The 18,225-nt window shown below is 66.0% G+C and carries 20 protein-coding genes; 12 read left to right on the top strand and 8 right to left on the bottom strand.

Going from position 1 to position 18,225, the window contains the following annotated elements:
- Window positions 1-80 precede the first annotated feature (80 nt).
- Window positions 81-785 carry an ArsR/SmtB family transcription factor gene (locus tag ACQP1T_RS27140; protein ID WP_433755888.1) on the bottom strand — a complete coding sequence of 235 codons (705 nt, stop codon included), beginning with the start codon at window positions 783-785 and terminating at the stop codon, window positions 81-83.
- Between the two features lie 143 nt (window positions 786-928).
- Between ACQP1T_RS27140 and ACQP1T_RS27145 the strand changes: the two genes are divergently transcribed.
- From ACQP1T_RS27145 to ACQP1T_RS27170, 6 genes are all read left to right on the top strand, one after another.
- Complete coding sequence (locus ACQP1T_RS27145; protein WP_433755889.1) at window positions 929-1,498, top strand: dihydrofolate reductase family protein; 570 nt, start codon at window positions 929-931, stop codon at window positions 1,496-1,498.
- Between the two features lie 9 nt (window positions 1,499-1,507).
- On the top strand, window positions 1,508-1,849 hold the full coding sequence (locus tag ACQP1T_RS27150) for a YciI family protein (RefSeq protein WP_433755890.1): 342 nt from the start codon (window positions 1,508-1,510) through the stop codon (window positions 1,847-1,849).
- A complete protein-coding gene (locus tag ACQP1T_RS27155; protein ID WP_433755891.1) occupies window positions 1,846-3,066 on the top strand; it encodes an RNA polymerase sigma factor in 1,221 nt (406 codons plus the stop codon). The genes ACQP1T_RS27150 and ACQP1T_RS27155 overlap by 4 nt, the downstream gene beginning before the upstream one ends.
- A gap of 119 nt (window positions 3,067-3,185) precedes the next feature.
- Window positions 3,186-3,554, top strand: coding sequence for a type II toxin-antitoxin system Phd/YefM family antitoxin (locus ACQP1T_RS27160; RefSeq protein ID WP_433755892.1), 369 nt, complete (start codon window positions 3,186-3,188; stop codon window positions 3,552-3,554).
- Between the two features lie 11 nt (window positions 3,555-3,565).
- Window positions 3,566-3,811 (top strand): Txe/YoeB family addiction module toxin, encoded by a 246-nt coding sequence (locus tag ACQP1T_RS27165; protein ID WP_433762381.1) that lies wholly within the window; start codon window positions 3,566-3,568, stop codon window positions 3,809-3,811.
- 201 nt (window positions 3,812-4,012) lie between these two features.
- Window positions 4,013-5,020 carry an NAD-dependent epimerase/dehydratase family protein gene (locus ACQP1T_RS27170; protein WP_433755893.1) on the top strand — a complete coding sequence of 336 codons (1,008 nt, stop codon included), beginning with the start codon at window positions 4,013-4,015 and terminating at the stop codon, window positions 5,018-5,020.
- A gap of 80 nt (window positions 5,021-5,100) precedes the next feature.
- Here the strand turns inward: ACQP1T_RS27170 and ACQP1T_RS27175 are convergent, their stop codons facing one another.
- The gene (locus ACQP1T_RS27175) at window positions 5,101-5,859 is read right to left on the bottom strand and encodes an SDR family oxidoreductase (RefSeq protein ID WP_433755894.1); all 759 of its coding nucleotides are present in this window, start codon (window positions 5,857-5,859) and stop codon (window positions 5,101-5,103) included.
- 110 nt (window positions 5,860-5,969) lie between these two features.
- Here ACQP1T_RS27175 and ACQP1T_RS27180 point away from each other — a divergent pair, with 110 nt between their 5' ends.
- Entirely contained in the window at window positions 5,970-6,872 is a 903-nt protein-coding gene (locus tag ACQP1T_RS27180) for a LysR family transcriptional regulator (RefSeq protein WP_433755895.1), read from the top strand.
- A 135-nt stretch (window positions 6,873-7,007) separates the two neighbouring features.
- Here the strand turns inward: ACQP1T_RS27180 and ACQP1T_RS27185 are convergent, their stop codons facing one another.
- Complete coding sequence (locus tag ACQP1T_RS27185; protein ID WP_433755896.1) at window positions 7,008-7,499, bottom strand: pyridoxamine 5'-phosphate oxidase family protein; 492 nt, start codon at window positions 7,497-7,499, stop codon at window positions 7,008-7,010.
- Between the two features lie 63 nt (window positions 7,500-7,562).
- Here ACQP1T_RS27185 and ACQP1T_RS27190 point away from each other — a divergent pair, with 63 nt between their 5' ends.
- Complete coding sequence (locus ACQP1T_RS27190; RefSeq protein WP_433755897.1) at window positions 7,563-8,543, top strand: helix-turn-helix transcriptional regulator; 981 nt, start codon at window positions 7,563-7,565, stop codon at window positions 8,541-8,543.
- Window positions 8,544-8,571: 28 nt separating this feature from the next.
- Here the strand turns inward: ACQP1T_RS27190 and ACQP1T_RS27195 are convergent, their stop codons facing one another.
- Window positions 8,572-9,729: an epoxide hydrolase family protein gene (locus ACQP1T_RS27195; RefSeq protein ID WP_433755898.1), complete on the bottom strand. Its 1,158-nt coding sequence runs from the start codon at window positions 9,727-9,729 to the stop codon at window positions 8,572-8,574.
- 63 nt (window positions 9,730-9,792) lie between these two features.
- Between ACQP1T_RS27195 and ACQP1T_RS27200 the strand changes: the two genes are divergently transcribed.
- Entirely contained in the window at window positions 9,793-10,755 is a 963-nt protein-coding gene (locus tag ACQP1T_RS27200; protein WP_433755899.1) for a helix-turn-helix transcriptional regulator, read from the top strand.
- Window positions 10,756-10,791: 36 nt separating this feature from the next.
- Here ACQP1T_RS27200 and ACQP1T_RS27205 read toward each other — a convergent pair whose 3' ends face one another.
- Genes ACQP1T_RS27205 through ACQP1T_RS27220 form a run of 4 tightly spaced genes read right to left on the bottom strand, consistent with a single transcriptional unit; the run spans window position 10,792 to window position 15,781 of the window.
- Complete coding sequence (locus ACQP1T_RS27205; RefSeq protein WP_433755900.1) at window positions 10,792-12,243, bottom strand: GntP family permease; 1,452 nt, start codon at window positions 12,241-12,243, stop codon at window positions 10,792-10,794.
- Between the two features lie 11 nt (window positions 12,244-12,254).
- Window positions 12,255-12,872, bottom strand: a complete 618-nt coding sequence (locus ACQP1T_RS27210) for a bifunctional 4-hydroxy-2-oxoglutarate aldolase/2-dehydro-3-deoxy-phosphogluconate aldolase (RefSeq protein WP_433755901.1) — start codon at window positions 12,870-12,872, stop codon at window positions 12,255-12,257.
- 5 nt (window positions 12,873-12,877) lie between these two features.
- Window positions 12,878-14,488 (bottom strand): N-acyl-D-amino-acid deacylase family protein, encoded by a 1,611-nt coding sequence (locus ACQP1T_RS27215; protein ID WP_433755902.1) that lies wholly within the window; start codon window positions 14,486-14,488, stop codon window positions 12,878-12,880.
- 9 nt (window positions 14,489-14,497) lie between these two features.
- A complete protein-coding gene (locus tag ACQP1T_RS27220) occupies window positions 14,498-15,781 on the bottom strand; it encodes an amino acid deaminase (protein WP_433755903.1) in 1,284 nt (427 codons plus the stop codon).
- An 88-nt stretch (window positions 15,782-15,869) separates the two neighbouring features.
- On the opposite strand from ACQP1T_RS27220, the gene ACQP1T_RS27225 reads away from it, so the two are divergent.
- From ACQP1T_RS27225 to ACQP1T_RS27235, 3 genes are read left to right on the top strand one after another with little or no spacing between them, the layout of a single operon-like run.
- Window positions 15,870-16,967 (top strand): sugar kinase, encoded by a 1,098-nt coding sequence (locus tag ACQP1T_RS27225; protein WP_433755904.1) that lies wholly within the window; start codon window positions 15,870-15,872, stop codon window positions 16,965-16,967.
- Complete coding sequence (locus ACQP1T_RS27230) at window positions 16,964-17,734, top strand: IclR family transcriptional regulator (protein ID WP_433755905.1); 771 nt, start codon at window positions 16,964-16,966, stop codon at window positions 17,732-17,734. Before ACQP1T_RS27225 ends, ACQP1T_RS27230 begins: the two co-directional genes overlap by 4 nt.
- A complete protein-coding gene (locus ACQP1T_RS27235; RefSeq protein WP_433755906.1) occupies window positions 17,731-18,138 on the top strand; it encodes a RidA family protein in 408 nt (135 codons plus the stop codon). Before ACQP1T_RS27230 ends, ACQP1T_RS27235 begins: the two co-directional genes overlap by 4 nt.
- The last annotated feature ends 87 nt before the right edge of the window (window positions 18,139-18,225 follow it).

The following is an 18,225-nucleotide window of genomic DNA, read 5'->3' on the forward strand; positions in this document are numbered from 1 at the left end:
CGCACTCGAAGACGTGCCAGAGCGCGGCAAGCGTGGCCAGCAGCTGCGCGCCCTCGCGGACGCGCGAAGCGGGCTGCGGCTCAGGCGACCGTTGCGGGATCGATACCGAGCACCGCGCGCAAACCGATCTCACCCTGCGATGTGAGGCGGACGGCGCGACCGGACCCGATTCGCCGGACCCAATCCAGTGCCTGAAGTCGGCGGCACAATTGCGCTCCCGCGGCACCGCCGAGGTGGGTGCGGCGCTCGGTCCAGTCGAGGCAGGGCCGGGCGGTCGGTCGGCGAGTGCGCAGCGTGTTCGGCTCGATGCCCATCGGGCCCGTCAGCCATGCCAAGCCCGCCTCGGTGAGGGCGAACCCGCTCTCGTCGTCGAGTAGTTCGCGCTCGATCATGGCGGCGGTGATCGCGACGCCGAGTCGGCCGGCGAGATGGTCGTAGCAGGTCCGTCCGCGAGCCAGGGCGGCCGCCGCGGTGGACGCGCGCAGCGTCGTGGCTTGCGGACGTACCGGTTCCAGATGGGCGACCATCGTCTCCAACAACTCGGCGACCTGCGGACTGGCCAGCTGCACATAGCGGTGCCTGCCCTGACGGCGTTCGATGAGCAGACCGCCGTCGAACAACCGGTTCAGATGCTCGGTCGCGGTAGATGGCGCCACCCCGGCATGGCGGGCCAGCTCACCCGCCGTCCAAGCGCGACCGTCGACCAGGGCCAGGCACATCTCGGCGCGGGTGCGGTCGGCCAGCAGGGACGCCAGTCCGGCCAGCTCGGCTCCTCGGGTTTGCACCACTCCATGATCGCGCCGGGTTTTTTCGGCGGGCACCGAAATATCCGGGTCGAGAAATTTTCATCCGCGATGTCGATTCGACGTAGGGCCGTTCGTGTAGGCGGTGAAGCCGGTAACCGACCGGCCAACGGAAAGGACTTCCCATGAGCAAGATCATCGCGGTCGAGCACCTCACCCTGGACGGCGTCATGCAGTCCCCCGGCGGCGCCGATGAGGACCCGCGGGACGGTTTCCGCCACGGCGGCTGGGCCCATCGCCACGACGACCCGATGCAGGCCAGGGTGATGGGCGAACATATGGCGACCCATCACGGTGCGCTATTGCTCGGACGGCGGACCTACCAGCAGTTCTACGGCTACTGGCCGCACCAAACCGACAATCCGTACACCGAGGTGCTGAACAAGACAGAGAAGTTCGTGGCGTCTCGAACGTTGACCGAACCGTTGCCATGGGAAAACTCCACGCTGCTCGGCGGCGATGTCGTCGCCGCGGTGCGCGAACTGCGGCAGGATCTCGTGGTGCTCGGCAGTGGCGATCTGCTGCGAACGTTGATGCGCGACGATCTCGTCGACGAGTATCTATTGCTGATCCATCCGATCGTGGTCGGCGGCGGGCGGCGGCTGTTCGAAGGCGCGGACTTCGGCGAACTGCGACTCGCCGATAGCGTCACCACCCCCACCGGCGTCGTGATCGCCACCTACCAGCGGGTATGAGGAGGAGTCGTGAAGGAGTATCTGCTCAGCATCTATCAGCCCGACGACACACCGCCGCCGGACAATCTCGACGAGATCATGCGCGATCTGTACGCGCTGAACGACGAGATGCGTGCTGCGGGCGCCTGGGTTTTCGCCGCGGGCCTGCATGCGCCGAGCACCGCAACCGTGGTGCGCGCCCAAGGCAACGACATGCTCGTCACCGACGGCCCATACATCGAAACCAAGGAGCACATCGGCGGATTCACCGTCATTCAGGCGGCCGATCTGGACGAGGCGCTCGACTGGGGCAAGAAGATGGCCGCCGTGATCACCTTGCCGATCGAGGTCCGGCCGTTGGCCGATCATTGAGCGCCGATGCCGCGATCGCGGCCGTATTCACCGAATACTACGGCCGCGCGGTCGCCAGCCTGATCCGCGTCTTCGGCGATATCACCATCGCCGAGGACGCGGTGCAGGACGCGTTCACCGCCGCCGTACAACGCTGGCCGACCGATGGACTCCCACCGAGCCCGCCCGGCTGGATCATCACCACCGCACGCAACCGAGCCATCGATCGCCTGCGGCGCGAGGCATCTCGCGATGACCGCCATGCCGAGGCCGCACTCCTACATGCCGACAACGAGCCCGACGATATGAGCGCCGTCCAGGACGACCGCCTCCGGCTGATCTTCACCTGCTGCCACCCGGCACTATCGCTGAATGCCCAAGTGGCACTTACCTTGCGACTGCTCGGCGGTCTCACCACATCCGAAATCGCGCACGCCTTCCTGACGTCCGAATCGACCATGGCGCAACGCCTCGTCCGTGCCAAGGGCAAGATCCGCGACGCCCGCATCCCCTACCGAGTCCCGCGCGACGCCGATCTGCCCGCTCGCCTGCGCGCCGTACTGGCCGTCATCTACCTCATCTTCACCGAGGGCCATACCGCCACCTCCGGCGATCGTCTGATTCGCACCGACCTGTGCACCGAGGCAATCCGCTTGGGGCGCTTACTCATCGAGTTGATGCCGGACGAACCGGAAGCACATGGACTGCTCGCACTGATGCTGCTCACCGAATCGCGCCGAGCCGCCCGCACCGCACCGGACGGGTCGCTCGTGCCACTACCCGAGCAAGACCGTCACCGTTGGGACCGCGCCCTCATCACCGAAGGCCATGCCCTGGTCCGAGAGTGCCTGCGCCGCAACCAACCCGGCCCCTACCAGATCCAAGCCGCGATCAACGCCGTACACGCCGACGCCCCCGATCCGGAATCCACCGACTGGCAACAAATCCTGCAACTCTACGACCAGTTGGCCGCCATGGCACCGAGTCCGGTGGTAGCGCTGAACCGCGCGGTGGCGGTCGGCGAGGTCGAGGGTCCGGATGCGGCGCTCACGCTGCTCTCCGAAATCAAACTACCGAATCACCACCTCTACCACGCGATCCGCGCCGACCTCCTGCGCCGACTCGGCCGCACCGCAGACGCGATCCACGCCTACGATGCCGCCATCACCCACACCGAGAACACCGCCGAACAGACCTTTCTGCGGCGGCGCAGAGACGCACTCACCTCCGCGAACTAGCATGCCGAGCATCGCAAAAGTCCATCGGCTCGCTGACCACAGCCAGGCCAGGTACTTCATGAGCAGTGACATGCCAGGGGCTGTTTTCCGACCTGTACAGATTTCTGTACAGTATAGATATGCGACCGATGACCTATACCGAAGCGAGAGCCAAGCTAGCCGACGTTCTCGACACCGCCACCGAAGATATGGAAGAGGTCGTGATCACCCGCGCCGGACACGCACCGGCCGTAGTCATCGCACTTAGCGAGTACGAAGCGCTGAAGGAGACTGCCTACCTGCTTGGCAGCCCTGCGAATGCCCGGCGTCTCGAGTCTGCGATTGCCGCATACCGGGCAGGCGGTGGCACACCGCGCGAACTCGTCGATGTGCCCGATGACGACGAGCCAGCACCGGAGGCGGATGCACCGAAGCCTGCCAAGAAGGCCCGCAAGGCGGCCAAGACAACCAAGTCCCCGAGGACCAGGGCGGTGAAGGCGAGCAAGTGAAACTCACCTTCATGGACGAGGCGTGGGAAGACTACCAATGGTTCCTGGCAAACGACCGAAAAACGTTGCGACGCATCAATACCCTGATCGAAGACATAAAACGCAACGGATACGAGGGCATCGGGAAGCCGGAACCATTGCGCCACAACCTGTCTGGACTCTGGTCGCGTCGTATCACCGGCGAGCATCGCATTGTCTACAAGATCGACGAGGACACGGCGGTAATCTTCGCATGTCGCTACCACTACGGTGAGTAGCCGGGCCATGACGTGCACCCCAGCCGCCGCAGCGATCAAGGCGCTAACGCTGCTCCCGGAATCCATCTCCCGAATCACCATCTGTACCACGGCGATCCACGCTGACCTCCTGCGCCGACTCGGCCGCAACGGCGCGGGAACGATCTCACCTCGCCAATTGATGGCCGAGTTCACAACCTGCAGGTGCTCTAGGATCGGCTAGTGCCTCATGCACTGATCGTGGGTGGTTCCGGTGTGATCGGACGCGCGATCGCACTGCGCCTGGCGGCTGCGGGCTGGCAGGTGCGAGCGACCGGACGCACCAGCCTGCCCGCCGAACTCCACACGGCCGGTGTCGGTTTCATCGCCGCAGACCGCGCGGACATGAACCGGGAGTTGGCCGCCGGGGTGGATCTCCTGGTCGACTGCGTCTGCTATACCGCCGACGACGCTCGTGCGCTGGTGGAACTAGCGAGGGATGCCGGTTCGACGGTGCTGCTGTCCAGCAAGGCGGTATATATCGATTCCGCTGGTAACCACTCGAATTCGGATATCGAGCCTCGATTCGACGGCCCACTGGACGAATCCGCACCGACAATGCCGCCAAGCGATATCGACTACAACTCGCGCGCCGGATATGGCGCGAATAAGGTTGCCGCAGAACAGATCTCGCTCGACAGCGGCCTTCCGATCACCGTGCTCAGACCATCGCGCGTCCATGGTGTCGGCAACCGTCGCCCACGCGAATGGGTTTTCGTGAAACGAATCCTCGACGGACGCCGCTCGATCCTGTTGCGCCGCCGAGGCAATGGGATCGTCCACACCACCGCTGCGGCCAATATCGCGGCTTTGGTCGAAACCGTCGCGCACAATCCCGGCACTCGCATCCTCAATATCGCGGACCCGGACGCTCCTACTGCCCTCGGCATTTCGCGCATCGTCGCCCGTCATCTCGTGCACGATTGGACCGAGGCCCTGCTCGACGATCAGCCATTGGGCCGCACACCATGGGACTCGGCCCACCCCGTCGTCCTCGACACCTCCGCGGCCGTCGCACTCGGCTATCAACCGGTCGGCGACTACGCGACAACCGTTACCGCGCAACTCGACTGGCTGATTTCCGCGGCAAGATCCGGCGATCCCTCGCGAATCCTGCCCCCTGACAACGATCCATACTTCGGCCAGTTCTTCGACTATCCAGCAGAAGACGAGTTCCTAGCTGGGCGGTGATGCCGACCGCCCGATAGTGCGCATCCGCTTCGCCCAGATACCGACCGCTCAGCGCAATGGCGAATGCGACTGGTGGTAGCTCATGCCAGGCGGCCTCCGCCGTCGATGTGGAGGGTGGTGCCGGTCAGGAAGGGGTTGGTGAGGGCTAGGAGGGCGGCGGCAGAGATGTCGGATGGTCGGCCGATTCGGCGGGCGGGGTTGGCGGCAGCGACGGTGGTGAGGAACGGTTGTTTGTCCGTGCCCAATGCGTCCCAGGATCCGGAATCGACGATGCCCGGGGACAACGCGTTCACGCGGATCGGGGCGATTTCGACCGCGAGCGCTGCGGCGAGGAAGCTCACCGCGCCGTTGGCGGTTGCCATGACCGACCGACCTGGCGCGGGCCGCCAAGCCGCGACACCGGAGAACAAGAGGATCGCTCCCTCGCCGCGGATTCGGGGGGCGAAGTGCTTGGCGAGCAGCAGCGGGCCGATGACCTTCGCATCGAAAGCCCGTGTGACCGCGGTTCGATCCAACTGCGCGACCGGACCATTGGCGTGTGCGGCGGCCACCGAGACCAGGTAGTCCAGGTCGCCGATCTGCTCGGCGAGCAGGCGGATCGAATCCTCATCGTTCAGGTCGACGGTCGCACCGACCACTCGTGCGCCCAGCGCGTCGGCATCGAGAGCGCTCGCGTAGTGGTCCGCAATCCGGGCGACCGCGTCATCGACGGCCTCGCGATCCCGGCCCGCGAGCACGACATCTGCACCCGCATCGAGAGCGTCCGCGGCGATCTGCCGCCCGATTCCGGAACGTCCCCCGATGACGAGCAGCTTCTTCCCATTCATCGCATCCGACATGTCTTGCCTCCTCCGTAGTGGTTGCCTTTCACCGAGATCGAACGTGGTTCGGCTGCCCGGCAATCCCGTCGCGTTATGAATCTTTTGTCAGCTTTCGATAAGATCTACGAATGGCAACACTGCGCGCCCTGGAATGCCTTGTGGCGGTGCTGGATTGCGGTTCCGTGACCGAAGCCGCCACGCGCCTGCACATGTCGCAGCCCGCCCTGTCACATCAGCTCGCGGCGTTGGAACGCGAAATCGGCACGCCGGTGGTGCAGCGGCTGCCGCGTGGCGTACGCCCGACCGCGGCGGGTCGCGCGATCGTCGCGGACGCGCGGGCCGCGCTCGCCGCCGCGGAACGTGTCGTCAATACGGGCCGCGCCGTCGCCGCGGGCACCGACGGACAACTTCGCATCGGTTGTGCCGAGAGCATGACGGCCGGACTGCTGGCACCGGTCCTGCGTGCCTGGCATCGGCGGTACCCGGGTATCTACCTCGCACTGACGGAACAATCGAGCGCCGACGCGCTGGCCGAACTCGCCGTATCGGGGCAGGTGGATATCGCCGTCGGCCCACAGCCTTCGCGCTGGGACGGGTCTCTGGATGTCATCGGCGAAGAGGAGATCGTCGCGGCCCTTCCTGCCAACGAACAGTCAAGTGCGGCAGTGACTTTCGCTGATTTAGCACGCCACCCGATAGTGCATTATCACCCGGACAACGGCCTCGGCACCTGGCTCGACGAGATCGCCGCCGACCACGGTGTCACGCTCACCGCGGCAACCCGCACTCGCCAGGTCACCACCGCGGCCCAGCTGGCGGCCGCCGGACTCGGCATCGCACTGGTCCCGACCACCGCATTGGCCGCGTCGTTCACTGGCGCGGTGGCCAGCATGAAACCGCGTCTGACCCGACAGATCGTCGCCATGACCGCTACGCCGAATGATCCACTGGTACAACGCTTCACGGCTGATCTGCGCCGCCGCGGCGTTCCAGTTCCTGCGTCGATCGCGGCCCAGCTCACGCCGGACTGACGGGTCAGCGCCCAGCTCGCCATCGCTCGCACCGCAGTGGCGGCGTGACTGCACGGCGGCCTCCACCCGCAGCACCGAGACCGCCCGGTAGTGACCATGCCAAACTGCCCAGCCTGATCACCGTCAACCGAGCACTCAGTGCTTGCGCACCACCCGCTCCCCCTGCCCCGGCTTCCAGATGGTGATGTCCAGGTGATCGTCGATGACCTCGACGGTGGAGGCGCTGGTCAGGTCTGCGGTGTAGAAGTGGTCGAATTCTTGGTCGCGGATGTCGAATCCGGTTTCGTCGAAGAGTTGTTGGGCGAAGCGGGCGTGTACTTCTTTGTCCGGGAGGTCGGTGACGGTACCGAAGAGCTTCGCGTCACCGTCGCCGACTTGGGTGTCGACGGTTGCGGTGTGCAGGCAGAAGCGTGGGTCGCGGGCGAGGTCCTTGAATTTGGTGGTGTTCGGCATGCCCGCGATCACCAGCATGCCCTCGAAGATCCGCGGTTCGATGGGGCTGATTCGTGGGAAGCCGTCCGAGCGCAGGGTCGCGAGCATGCAGAGATTGCCGGTGGCCTGGTGCCGACGAGTGAACACGGCGGCGATGTGTGGGGCTTCTTCGGTGAACTGACTCCATGTGGTCATGGGGTCGACGGTACGGGCCAAACCTGACATCTTCTGTCAAGTTTTACGGCTAGTCTCGAAATCATGCGAGCGAGTCGACTGGTGCGGCTGTTATTGCTGCTGCAGACCCGCGGCCGGACCACTGGGCCGGAGCTGGCGCGCGAGCTGGAGGTGTCGGTGCGCACGGTGTACCGCGATATCGAGGCATTGTCCGCGGCGGGCGTGCCGATCTACAGCGAACCGGGGCGAACCGGCGGCGTACGGCTGGTCGACGGGTACCGCACCCGATTGACCGGTCTCACCACCGAGGAAGCCGATGCGGTACTGCTCGCCGGACAACCCGCGGCCGCCGCCGATCTCGGACTCGGCACGGTATTGGCGACCGCGCAGCTCAAGGTGCTCGCCGCACTACCACCCGAATTGCGCGGCCGGGCAACGCGAATCGCGGAACGTGTCCACGTGGACGCGCCGGGCTGGTTCCATCGCCCCGACGAAACACCAACGCTGGCAACGGTCGCCGATGCATTGTGGCATGATCGGCGACTCGATATCCGTTATCGGCGCAAGGATCGCGCCGTCGAACGCCGCCTCGATCCGCTGGGCCTCGTATTGAAAGCCGGGACTTGGTATCTCGTCGCACGCGACGGATCCGCCATCCGCTCCTATCGCGTCAGCCGGATCGCATCGGCCGAGCCGGTCGACGAAACCTTCACGCGGCCAGAAGATTTCGATCTCGCCGAGCATTGGTCGGAATCCGCCGACGATTTCGCCCGATCGATGCTGCGCGTGCGGGCCCGCTGCCGGATCGCGGCTACCCAGCTGCGACTGCTCCGGTTGATGAACGAGCCCGCCGCGGTCGCCGAGGCGATGGCATCGGCAACCGAACCGGACGCCGATGGTTGGGTCGAGGTAACCATTCCGTCGGAGTCCTACGAGGTCCTTGCGGGTGCGATCCTGCCGCTGGGCGAATTCTGTGAGGTTCTCGACCCGCCCGAATTCCGCGACCGGCTCGCCGCGACGGCCTTCGCGATGGCCGAGCGCTATCGAGGCCCGCGCGCTCGCTGAGCCAGCCTGGCGCGAGCCGCACACCCGATCAGCGCAGCGAGCGGAAGAACGCGCGCACGTCGCTGGTCAGCAGGTCCGGTGCCTCCATTGCCGCGAAGTGCCCACCCCGGTCGTATTCGGTCCACCGCACGATGTTGTGCTGCCGCTCGGCGAGCACGCGAATGGAGTTGTCACCGGCGAATACCGCCGCCGCGGTCGGCACGCCGGAATTCCACGCTGGCATCCCCCACGAGTCCCCCTCCCCGTACAGCCTGATCGAGGAGACGAATGTCCTGGTGAACCAATAGAGGCTGACATTGGTCAGCAGCGCATCGCGGTCCACCGCCTCGTCGGGCAATTCGAGCGCGGGATTGGTCCAGCGCTGAAAAAGATCCACGATCCAGGCCAGCAGCCCGGCGGGTGAATCGTGTATGCCGATGGCCAGGGTCTGCGGACGCCCCGCCTGCACCATCGCGTAGCCGAACCGGGTGTAGCTCTCGCTCCCGGTCAGTTTGTCCAGCTTCGCCCGATCCTGCGGGCTGTAGTCCGGTTCCGTTCCGTCATCGCTCCAGGACGGCAGCGTGATCGGCCCGTTCACATGGATGCCGAGCAGGTGGTCGGTGGCGATCCGCCCGAGTTCGGTCGAGACGAAAAATCCCGCATCGCCGCCCTGCGCCCCGTACCGGTCGTAGCCGAGCCGCGCCATCAGCTTCGCCACCACCTGCGCGAACTGTTCGGTCGAACCGTCCCCGACCTTCGGCCCTACCTCGGAGAAGGCGAATCCGGGCAACGACGGGATGACCAGATGGAACGCATCGGCCGGATCACCGCCGTGCGCCCGCGGATCGCTCAAAGGTCCGATCACATCGAGGAATTCGATGAACGAGCCGGGCCAGCCGTGGCTGAGAACCAGCGGCACGGCATCGGGTTCGGGTGAGCGGACGTGCAGGAAGTGCACCTGCTGTCCGTCGATATCGGTGACGAACTGCGGCAGCTCGTTCAGTCGCGCTTCGACTGCGCGCCAATCGTATTCGGACCGCCAGTACTCGGCGAGTCCCTTCAGATACGAGATCGATGCGCCCTTGTCCCAACCGCCGCCCGGGATTTCATCCGGCCACAGGGTATTCGCCAGCCGGGCGTGCAGATCATCGATCCGGTCCTGCGGGATCTCGATGCGGAAGGGGCGGATGTCCTGTTCGGTGCTCATGGAAACGACGGTATGACGCCCTTAGGACAGAATCGTTCCTAAGCATCTGACATCCTGGATTTCGTGTTGGAGACCTCGGCGCGCCTACTCAAACTGCTCGCCCTGCTGCAGACCCACCGCGACTGGACCGGAACCGAACTCGCCGAACGACTCGGCGTCACCGGCCGCACCGTCCGCCGCGATGTGGATCGGCTGCGAGAACTCGGCTACCCGGTGCTTGCCACTCAGGGCACAGCGGGCTATCGGCTCGGCGCCGGTGCCGCGCTGCCGCCACTGCTGCTCGATGACGAGGAGGCCGTCGCGGTGGCGGTCGGCCTGCGCAGCGCCTCCGACGGCACCGTCGCGGGCATCGAGGAGGCGTCGCTGCGCGCCCTCACCAAACTCGAGCAGGTGCTGCCGCCGCGACTGCGCCACCGGGTCCGCACGCTGCGTGGTGCGACGGTGCGGGTCGGGACGCCGGACGCCACGGTCGAACCGGACACCTTGATGGCCGTCGCCGAGGCCTGTCAACGGCATGAGCGACTGCGCTTCGACTATCGCGCGCACAGCGGCGCCACCACCCGTCGTACGGTGGAGCCGCACAGCCTGGTGCATTTCAGCAGGCGCTGGTACCTCGTCGCCTGGGATGTCGATCGCGGTGACTGGCGCACTTTTCGAGCCGACCGCATCTCGACACGAACACCGACCGGCCCGCGCTTTACTCCGCGCGAACTCCCGGAAGGCGATGTCGCGGCCCACCTTTCGCTACAACTGTCCTCCCGGGCGTGGCCGCATCAAGCAATCGCCCTGTTGCACAAGTCCGCCGAGGATGCCGCGGCGAACGTCTGGCCCGGCATGGGCGTCCTGGAAGCCGTCGACGACCACAGCTGCCAACTGCACGTCGGCGCGGACACCCCGGAGGCGCTGGTCTGGATGATCACCTCGGTCGATATCGACTTCACCCTGCTCAGCGGCCCACCCGAACTCGTCGCGGCGATTCGTGCCCAAGCCGACCGCTGCGTCGCCGCACTCCAGAACTTCGACTGAACTGCCCGGCACCGAGATCGCCGGGCAGAGCCGAGCTCAGCCGACAATCGCGAACAGCACCGCCGCGACCGCGAAACTCACCACCGACAGCACGGTTTCGAGCACCGTCCAGGTTTGCAGTGTCTGCTTCACCGTCAGGTTGAAGTACTTCGAAATGATCCAGAAGCCACCGTCGTTCACATGGCTGAGGATGATCGAACCCGCCGCGATCGCCATGGCGATGAGCGCGATGGCCATCTGCGAGTAGCCGTGCCCGGTGACCAGCGGCGCGACAATGCCGCCGGTGGTCACGATGGCGACCGTGGCAGAACCCTGGGCTATGCGCAGGCCGCAGCTGATGATGTAGGCGAGCACGATCACCGGCAGTCCGGCGGCCGACATGGTGTCGGCGAGTGCGGTGCCGATTCCGGTCGCGGAGATGACCTTTCCGAAGAACGCACCCGCACCGACCACCAGCAACAGCATGCCGACCGGCTTCAGCGATTCCGCGGTCAGCGTACTGAGTTCCTGCACACTGGAACCGCGCCGCACACCGAGCAGATAGAAGGCGACGAGCACCGCGATCAGCAGCGCGACAGCGGGTGTGCCGAGGAAGGTGAGCACCTGGAGCAGTCGCGAGCTCTTGTCCAGCCACTGAGTGCCGAAGGTCGCACCGAGGATGAGCACCAACGGAATCGCGATGATGCCGCCGATGAGCCCGACCGCGGGCGGGCGGGCCTCGGTGCGCACGGTCTCCGGATCCGTCGCGGTGCCCGGACCTTCGCCCTTGCCCGCAGGCTCGACCTCCGGCCGCACCAGGAATTCGGTGGGCACCTCGACCTGCACGCGCTTGCCGATGTAGGTGCCCCACACGATGCCCGCGGCAATGAAACCCGGTATGCCGCAGATGAATCCCATGATGATCAGCCAGCCGAGGCTCACCCCGAGCAGACCGCCCAGTGCCACCGGACCTGGATGCGGCGGCAGGAAAGCGTGGGTCATGGACAGACCGGCCAACATCGGCATGGCATACAGCACCAGCGATCGGCCACCGCGCTTGGCGGCCACATAGATCAGCGGCGCGAGCACGAAGATGCCGATATCGAAGAAGACCGGGATGCCGAAGATGAGCCCGAGCAGCCCCATGGCGACCGGAGCGCCCTTCTCACCGAAGACGCCCAGCAGCTTGCCGGTCAAGACGTCGGCGCCACCGGAGCGTTCGAGGATCGCGCCGAGCACCGTGCCGAGGCCGATAATGACCGCGATATGCCCGAGTATGCCGCCGAAACCGGTCTCCAGCAGCGAATCACCGGACTTGATCGCGGTACCGACGATCTTCGACACCGGTAGTCCGGCGGCCAGCGCCAACCCGAGTCCGGTGAGCAGTAGCGCGATGAACGGCTCCAGCTTGACCTTGATAATGCCGAACAGCAGTACGGCAATCGCGAGACCGCACAGCACCAGCAAACCTGGTGTGGTGGTGCGCAGCCAGTCGACAGTGGCGCCCATATGGGTACCTCTCAATTCATGGATCGAACGAATGACGCCGCACGCGAAGCGATTTCGGACCATCGGCCCGCGGCGACGTCGGATGGGGCCACGACATCGGTACCCGCGGTCACGGCCACGGCTCCGTTGGCGAGGAATTCGGCGGCATTGCCCGCATTGACGCCCCCGGAGGGAATGAGCGCCACATCGGGCAAGGGGCCGCGCAGGTCTTTCAAATAGCCGGGACCGAGCGCCCTGGCGGGGAAAATCTTCACCGCGGCGGCGCCGAGGTCGAGTGCGGTGAGTACCTCGGTGGGCGTGAAAGCGCCCATGACGACCGGAATGTCGCGCTCGGCCGCGACGGCCGCGACCTCCGCACGCACACCGGGTGTGACGAGAAACCGCGCACCGTTATCGATCGCGGCCTTGGCCTGATCGGCATGCACTACGGTTCCGACACCGACGACCGCATCTGGAGCCGTCGCGGCGATACGCAGGTAATCGAGCACACCCGGTGTCGTGAAGGTGAGCTCCAAGGTACGAATCCCGGAGCGCGCCAACGCGTCCGCGAGTGCCAGCGGATCCGGAATCTCCGGCGCCCGCACCACACTCAGCACGCGGTCGGCGCGCATGACTTCCAGAGCGCTCATGGCGTTCAATATGTCTCCTTCCGCGTGGCGTCCATGCGCAGCGCGCGCCCGGCGAGCTTGCCGGTGGGCGCACCGTTCTCGATGGCGAACTCGCCATTGACCAGCACGTGCTGAACGCCGCGCGCCTGCTGCTTCGGGTTGTCGAAGGTCGCGGTATCGGCGATGGTCGATGGGTCGAACAGCACGAGATCCGCTGCGTACCCGGTGAATACGTGTCCGCGGTCGCTCAGCCGCAGCCGCTCGGCGGGCCGCCCGGTGAGGTGGTGCACACACTCCTCCAGCCCGAGCACGCCGAGTTCGCGGACGTAATGACCCAGATAGCGCGGAAAAGTACCCCAGGCGCGCGGGTGCGGCCGATCCCCGACGAGCAGTGCATCACTTCCGCCCATATGGACCGGATGCGCCATGATGGCGCGCACATTCTCCTCGTGCCCGACGTGCTGCAGGATGGTGGTGGCCAATTGATCTCGGCGGAGCAGGTCGAAGAACACCGCGACCGGTGCGCGACCGGTATCGGCCGCGATTTCCGCGACGGTCTTGCCGACGTACTCCCCCAGTTCCGAATTCGCGACACCGCTGATCTGAATGGTCTCCCATTCGACCGTGACGCCGTGGCAGCCATCGGAACCGTGCACGTTCACGTCCGACGTGATTCGCGCACGCATCTCGGGATCATCGATGCGAGCCAGTGCCGCATCCGGCCCACCGGACATCGCCCAACTGGGCAGCAGCGCCGAAAGTGTCGTCGAGCCGGGCAGATACGGGTAGGTGTCGAGCGTGATATCGCATCCTTCGGCCCTGGCCGCATCGATCAGCGCCAGGAATTCCGGTGCGCGCCCACGGTTCACGCCGAAGTTCATGGTCGCGTGGGTGAGATGCAGTGCACAGCCGGTGCTGCGGGCCAGGCCGATCATCTCGGCGTACGCCGCCAACGCACCTTTGCCGTACGAGCGCGTATGCGGTGCATAGAACCCGCCGTACTCGGCGACGATCTCGCACAGCGCCGCCAATTCCCCGGTGTCCGCATACATTCCGGGCGTATACGTGAGCCCACTCGACATACCGACCGCACCCTCGCGCAGTCCCTGTGCGAGCAGTTCCCGCATCCGCCGGATCTCCGCCACCGTCGCTGGCCGCTGTTCGCTGCCGACCACCAGCAGCCGCAGCGTGCCCTGGGGTACGAGATAGGCGGCATTCGGTGTTATGCCCTGATCGAGCCGGTCCAGGTACTCCGCGACCGTGCGCCAGGAGAAGTCCAGGTCGGTGGGATTGCCGTTCCACCCGGCGATCTGACGTCGCAGCACCGCCACGGTGGGGTCATCGATCGGGGCGTAGGAGAGTCCGTCCTGGCCGATGACCTCGGTGGTGACGCCCTGGCTGATCTTCGGGAAATGCCCGGGCTCGGTGAGCAGATGCAGATCGGAGTGCGCGTGCATATCGATGAAGCCGGGCGCGAGCACCGAACCAGGTGCATCGATGAATCCGGCCGCCTCGGTGATCGTTCGCGGGTCGGCGATCGTGCTGATCCGTCCGCGATCGATGCCGACATCGGCGCGGAAGCGTGGCGCTCCCGTGCCGTCGATGACATCGATATCGCGAAACACTAAGTCCGTCATGGCTACTCGTCAGAAGAAGGTGTGGACGAGGTCGACGACGCGCGGCCGTTCCGCATCGGCATCGTCGACGACCGGGATCAGCCGCCACTTGTCGAATGCAGTGCACGGATGCGACAGACCGAGCCGCACCACACTGCCGACCGGCAGGTCGCCGGTGGCACCGCCCGGCAGCCGTAGGAAGGTGTGCTGATCATTGAGCGCACTGACGTGTGCCGCCGGATTCAATGAAACCTCCGGTCCCGCAACGAATTGCGGGACCGGAAGCCCCTCATCGAATGGCAGATCGCGCTTACCGGCATCGAGCAGCGCGAGCTCCGCCTCGGGTCGCGATACGGTCCGCGCCCACCCGTGCATCGCCGAGCGCAGCGGTCGTTCGCTGCGTGGTGCGGCCAGCGGCGAGATGCCCGCGTAGAAACCGTCGTCGTGAATGATGTATGCACCGGAGCGCAACACCACCGTGGTCGCAACACCTTGCTCCTCGGTGAGTCCGGCCAGACATTCGACCACCAGATCCGGGAAGGCGCTGCCGCCCGCGGTGACGATCGCATCCTCCGGATAGCGTCCCGCAGCCGCGAGTTCGCGGTGTAGGCGGGCGATTTCGTCCAGGTAGTGTCGGACGGCGGCGATCCCGTCCGGGGTGCGATCGTGGGCGAGCGCACCTTCATAGCCGCCGACTCCGGCCAGCGTCAGCCGCTCGGCGCGGCCGACGGCCTCGGCGATCGCATGCGCCTGCTCGACCGTGCGTGCGCCGGTGCGTCCGTGCGGCCCCCCGAGTTCGACGATCACCCGAATGCGCGCAGTACCGGACAGGTGCTGCTCCATCAGCGCGACGGTCTCGACACTGTCGACCCAGCAGAAGAATTCGAACTCCGGATCCCGCGCCGATTCCGCGGCGACCCAGCGCAATCCCACCGGATCGACGAGCGCGTTGGCCAGCACGATCCGGCCGACCCCGAACGACCGGGCCACCTGCACCTGCCACACGGTGGCGAAGGTGATGCCCCAGCTCCCGGCGGCCAACTGCTGGGCCCACAGCTGCGGGGCCATGGTGGTCTTCCCATGCGGCGCCAGGCGCACGCCCGCGGCGGCCGCCCAATCGGCCATTACCGCGACATTCGCCGCGACGGCCGCGCGGTCGACGGTCAATACCGGGGTTTCGAACTCGTCGAGGTGCGGCGCGGAGTCCAGGAAGTCGCGAACCGTGCGACCCCATGCCGCGGGCGGCAGACCCTTGTGCTCGGGCCCGAGCATCCGATCCGCCAGTGCGGCAACGGCTTTCTCATCGATCGCCATGTCGCTCCTTCCCGCGGAATCGCGTCCGCCGAATCATACTTCGTATGCATTGCATATTTTGCAACGCTTGTTGCACATCGTGTTTTGTGTGGTTATTCTGCACTGGATGGCCGATGGCCGCAAGGGCAGAAGGGAGATCGATGTGACGTGTCCTACTACGTCGCCCCGCCCGCGGGCGGTGACCATCGGCGAGGGGCTCGCCGTGCTGGTCGCGCGGCCCGGTCCGCTGGAGGACTCGGAGAACTTCGAGCGAACCGCGGGCGGCGCCGAGGCGAATGTGGCCACCGTGCTCACTCAGCTCGAGGTGGCCGCGGCGTGGATTTCCCGGGTCGGCGACGACGGATTCGGCCGGTATCTGACCGGACACCTCGCCGCGCGCGGCGTGGATGTTTCGGCGGTTGTCATCGATCCCGCGCGTCCGACCGCCGTCTATGTGAAGGAGCGCGGCAGCGGCTCGGGCAAGTCGAACGATCTGGCCGATGGAGCCAGCCGCATGCTGTACTACCGCACCGGTTCCGCCGCCAGCGCCCTGTCCACCGCCGATCTGACGGCCGCGGCCGGACTGCTCGAGCGCTGCGACCTCGTGCACTTCACCGGCATCACCACCGCGCTCTCGGAATCCGCGACCGGATTGACGGAATCCCTTGTCGCACTTCCTCGCCGGGGCAAGGTGGTCAGCTTCGATCTGAATTACCGTCCGGCACTGTGGGCGGGGCGTGTCGAGCAGGCGGCCGAGGTGCTGGCTCGCCATGTGCGGGGCTGCGATGTGGTGTTCCTCGGCGCGGATGAGGCGCACGCCGTCTTCGGCACCGCCGATGCCGACCGATTACGCGCACTGTTCCCGGAGCCGCAACACCTGGTGGTCAAGAACAACGAGCATTCGGTCACCGGATTCTCCGGAACCGAGCGCGTCGAAGTACCCGCACTGGACCTCGAGATCACCGAGCGGATCGGCGCCGGTGATGCCTTCGCGGGCGGATATCTGGCCGCGCTGCTGCACGGCCGCCCGCTGGAGCAGCGGTTGCGCTTCGGGCATCTGTGCGCCGCCGCCGCGCTGACCGGAACCGGCGATGTGGCGGAGCTGCCTTCACCCGGTGCGCTGCAGGCGTTGGCGCTGCTCGACGAGTCCGCTTGGGGGCGTGTGCATTACAGCAGAGATGTCGTAGCAGAGAATGTGGCCTCATGAGTCAGAGTTTGTTGCGCGCCTTGACCATCCTGCTCTCGCTCGGGGAGGATGCCCGCTCGCTCGATCAGCTGGCCGGAGAACTCGGCGTGCACAAGTCGACGGTGCTGCGGTTGCTGCAGACCATGGAGTCGCAGCGCTTCGTCACCCATGACAGCCAGCACCAGTACGTCCTCGGCTCCCGGCTTTTCGAACTCGCCAACCGAGCCTTGGAACAGCGTGACGTCCGCACCCTCGCCCGCCCGCACCTGAGCGCGCTGAATTCCGCTACCGGACAGACGATTCACCTGGCGACCTATGAATCCGGCGATGCCATCTATATCGACAAATTCGACGCCATCCAGAGCGTGCGAATGTACTCCCGCATCGGGCGCCCCGCCCCGCTGCACTGCACGGCGGTCGGGAAGGTGCTCGTCGCCGCGCAGCCGCGGGCGGAATGGCGAACGATCGCCGAACGCCTCGACTATCACAAGTTCACCGACCGCACCATCCGCACCCCCGAGCGCTATCTCGCTGAGCTGGAACTCGTTGCGGCACAGGGCTATGCGGAAGACCAAGAGGAACACGAGAGCTTCGTCAATTGCATCGGCGTTCCGGTGCGCAATGGCACCGGGACGGTGGTCGCCGCGGTCTCGATGTCGGTGCCGGACATGCTGCTCGACCACGACCAGGTGTTGGCCGAACTGCCGAGGGTCCGGGCAGCGGCCGATGCCATCTCTGCCGAACTCGGCTGGACTCCCGGCCGTACCGCAACGAAAGGCCAACCATGAGTGAGAAGATCGCCATCCGCACTACCGATGCGCCCGCACCCGCGCACACCTTCTCCCAGGGCGTGCGCAAGGGTCCGTTCGTGCAGGTCTCGGGCCAGGGCCCGGTGGACCCGGCAACGAATGCATACCTCTTCCCCGGTGACGTTGCCGCCCAGACGATTCGGACCCTGCAGAATGTCAAGGCGATCGTCGAGGCGAGCGGGGCCAGCTTCGACGATGTGGTGATGCTGCGCGTCTACCTGACCAAGCGCGAGGATTTCGCCGTCATGAACGACGCCTACGGCGAATTCGTCACCGCCAACACCACCGGCGACGTATTACCCAGCCGCACAACGGTATTCACCGGCCTGCCCCGCGAGGAAATGCTGGTCGAAATCGATGCGCTCGCTATCGTGTCGGCATAGCTCATTCCGCGTCCAGATTGCTGCCTCTCGCCGAGCGTAGTGATACGGCGGCCGAATTCGGCGTCGGCGACCACCATTCGACTACGT

The sequence above is a fragment of the Nocardia sp. CA-135398 genome (genome assembly GCF_050955845.1).
GTDB lineage: Bacteria > Actinomycetota > Actinomycetes > Mycobacteriales > Mycobacteriaceae > Nocardia.

What these genes read in the sequence shown, in the direction of transcription:
- ACQP1T_RS27145 (WP_433755889.1), top strand. Translation starts at nt 929, where the DNA reads ATGAGCAAGATCATCGCGGTCGAGCACCTCACCCTGGACGGCGTCATG.
- ACQP1T_RS27160 (WP_433755892.1), top strand. Translation starts at nt 3,186, where the DNA reads ATGCGACCGATGACCTATACCGAAGCGAGAGCCAAGCTAGCCGACGTT.
- ACQP1T_RS27165 (WP_433762381.1), top strand. Translation starts at nt 3,566, where the DNA reads ATGGACGAGGCGTGGGAAGACTACCAATGGTTCCTGGCAAACGACCGA.
- ACQP1T_RS27175 (WP_433755894.1), bottom strand. Translation starts at nt 5,859, where the DNA reads ATGTCGGATGCGATGAATGGGAAGAAGCTGCTCGTCATCGGGGGACGT.
- ACQP1T_RS27180 (WP_433755895.1), top strand. Translation starts at nt 5,970, where the DNA reads ATGGCAACACTGCGCGCCCTGGAATGCCTTGTGGCGGTGCTGGATTGC.
- ACQP1T_RS27185 (WP_433755896.1), bottom strand. Translation starts at nt 7,499, where the DNA reads ATGACCACATGGAGTCAGTTCACCGAAGAAGCCCCACACATCGCCGCC.
- ACQP1T_RS27190 (WP_433755897.1), top strand. Translation starts at nt 7,563, where the DNA reads ATGCGAGCGAGTCGACTGGTGCGGCTGTTATTGCTGCTGCAGACCCGC.
- ACQP1T_RS27195 (WP_433755898.1), bottom strand. Translation starts at nt 9,729, where the DNA reads ATGAGCACCGAACAGGACATCCGCCCCTTCCGCATCGAGATCCCGCAG.
- ACQP1T_RS27205 (WP_433755900.1), bottom strand. Translation starts at nt 12,243, where the DNA reads ATGGGCGCCACTGTCGACTGGCTGCGCACCACCACACCAGGTTTGCTG.
- ACQP1T_RS27210 (WP_433755901.1), bottom strand. Translation starts at nt 12,872, where the DNA reads ATGAGCGCTCTGGAAGTCATGCGCGCCGACCGCGTGCTGAGTGTGGTG.
- ACQP1T_RS27215 (WP_433755902.1), bottom strand. Translation starts at nt 14,488, where the DNA reads ATGACGGACTTAGTGTTTCGCGATATCGATGTCATCGACGGCACGGGA.
- ACQP1T_RS27220 (WP_433755903.1), bottom strand. Translation starts at nt 15,781, where the DNA reads ATGGCGATCGATGAGAAAGCCGTTGCCGCACTGGCGGATCGGATGCTC.
- ACQP1T_RS27230 (WP_433755905.1), top strand. Translation starts at nt 16,964, where the DNA reads ATGAGTCAGAGTTTGTTGCGCGCCTTGACCATCCTGCTCTCGCTCGGG.
- ACQP1T_RS27235 (WP_433755906.1), top strand. Translation starts at nt 17,731, where the DNA reads ATGAGTGAGAAGATCGCCATCCGCACTACCGATGCGCCCGCACCCGCG.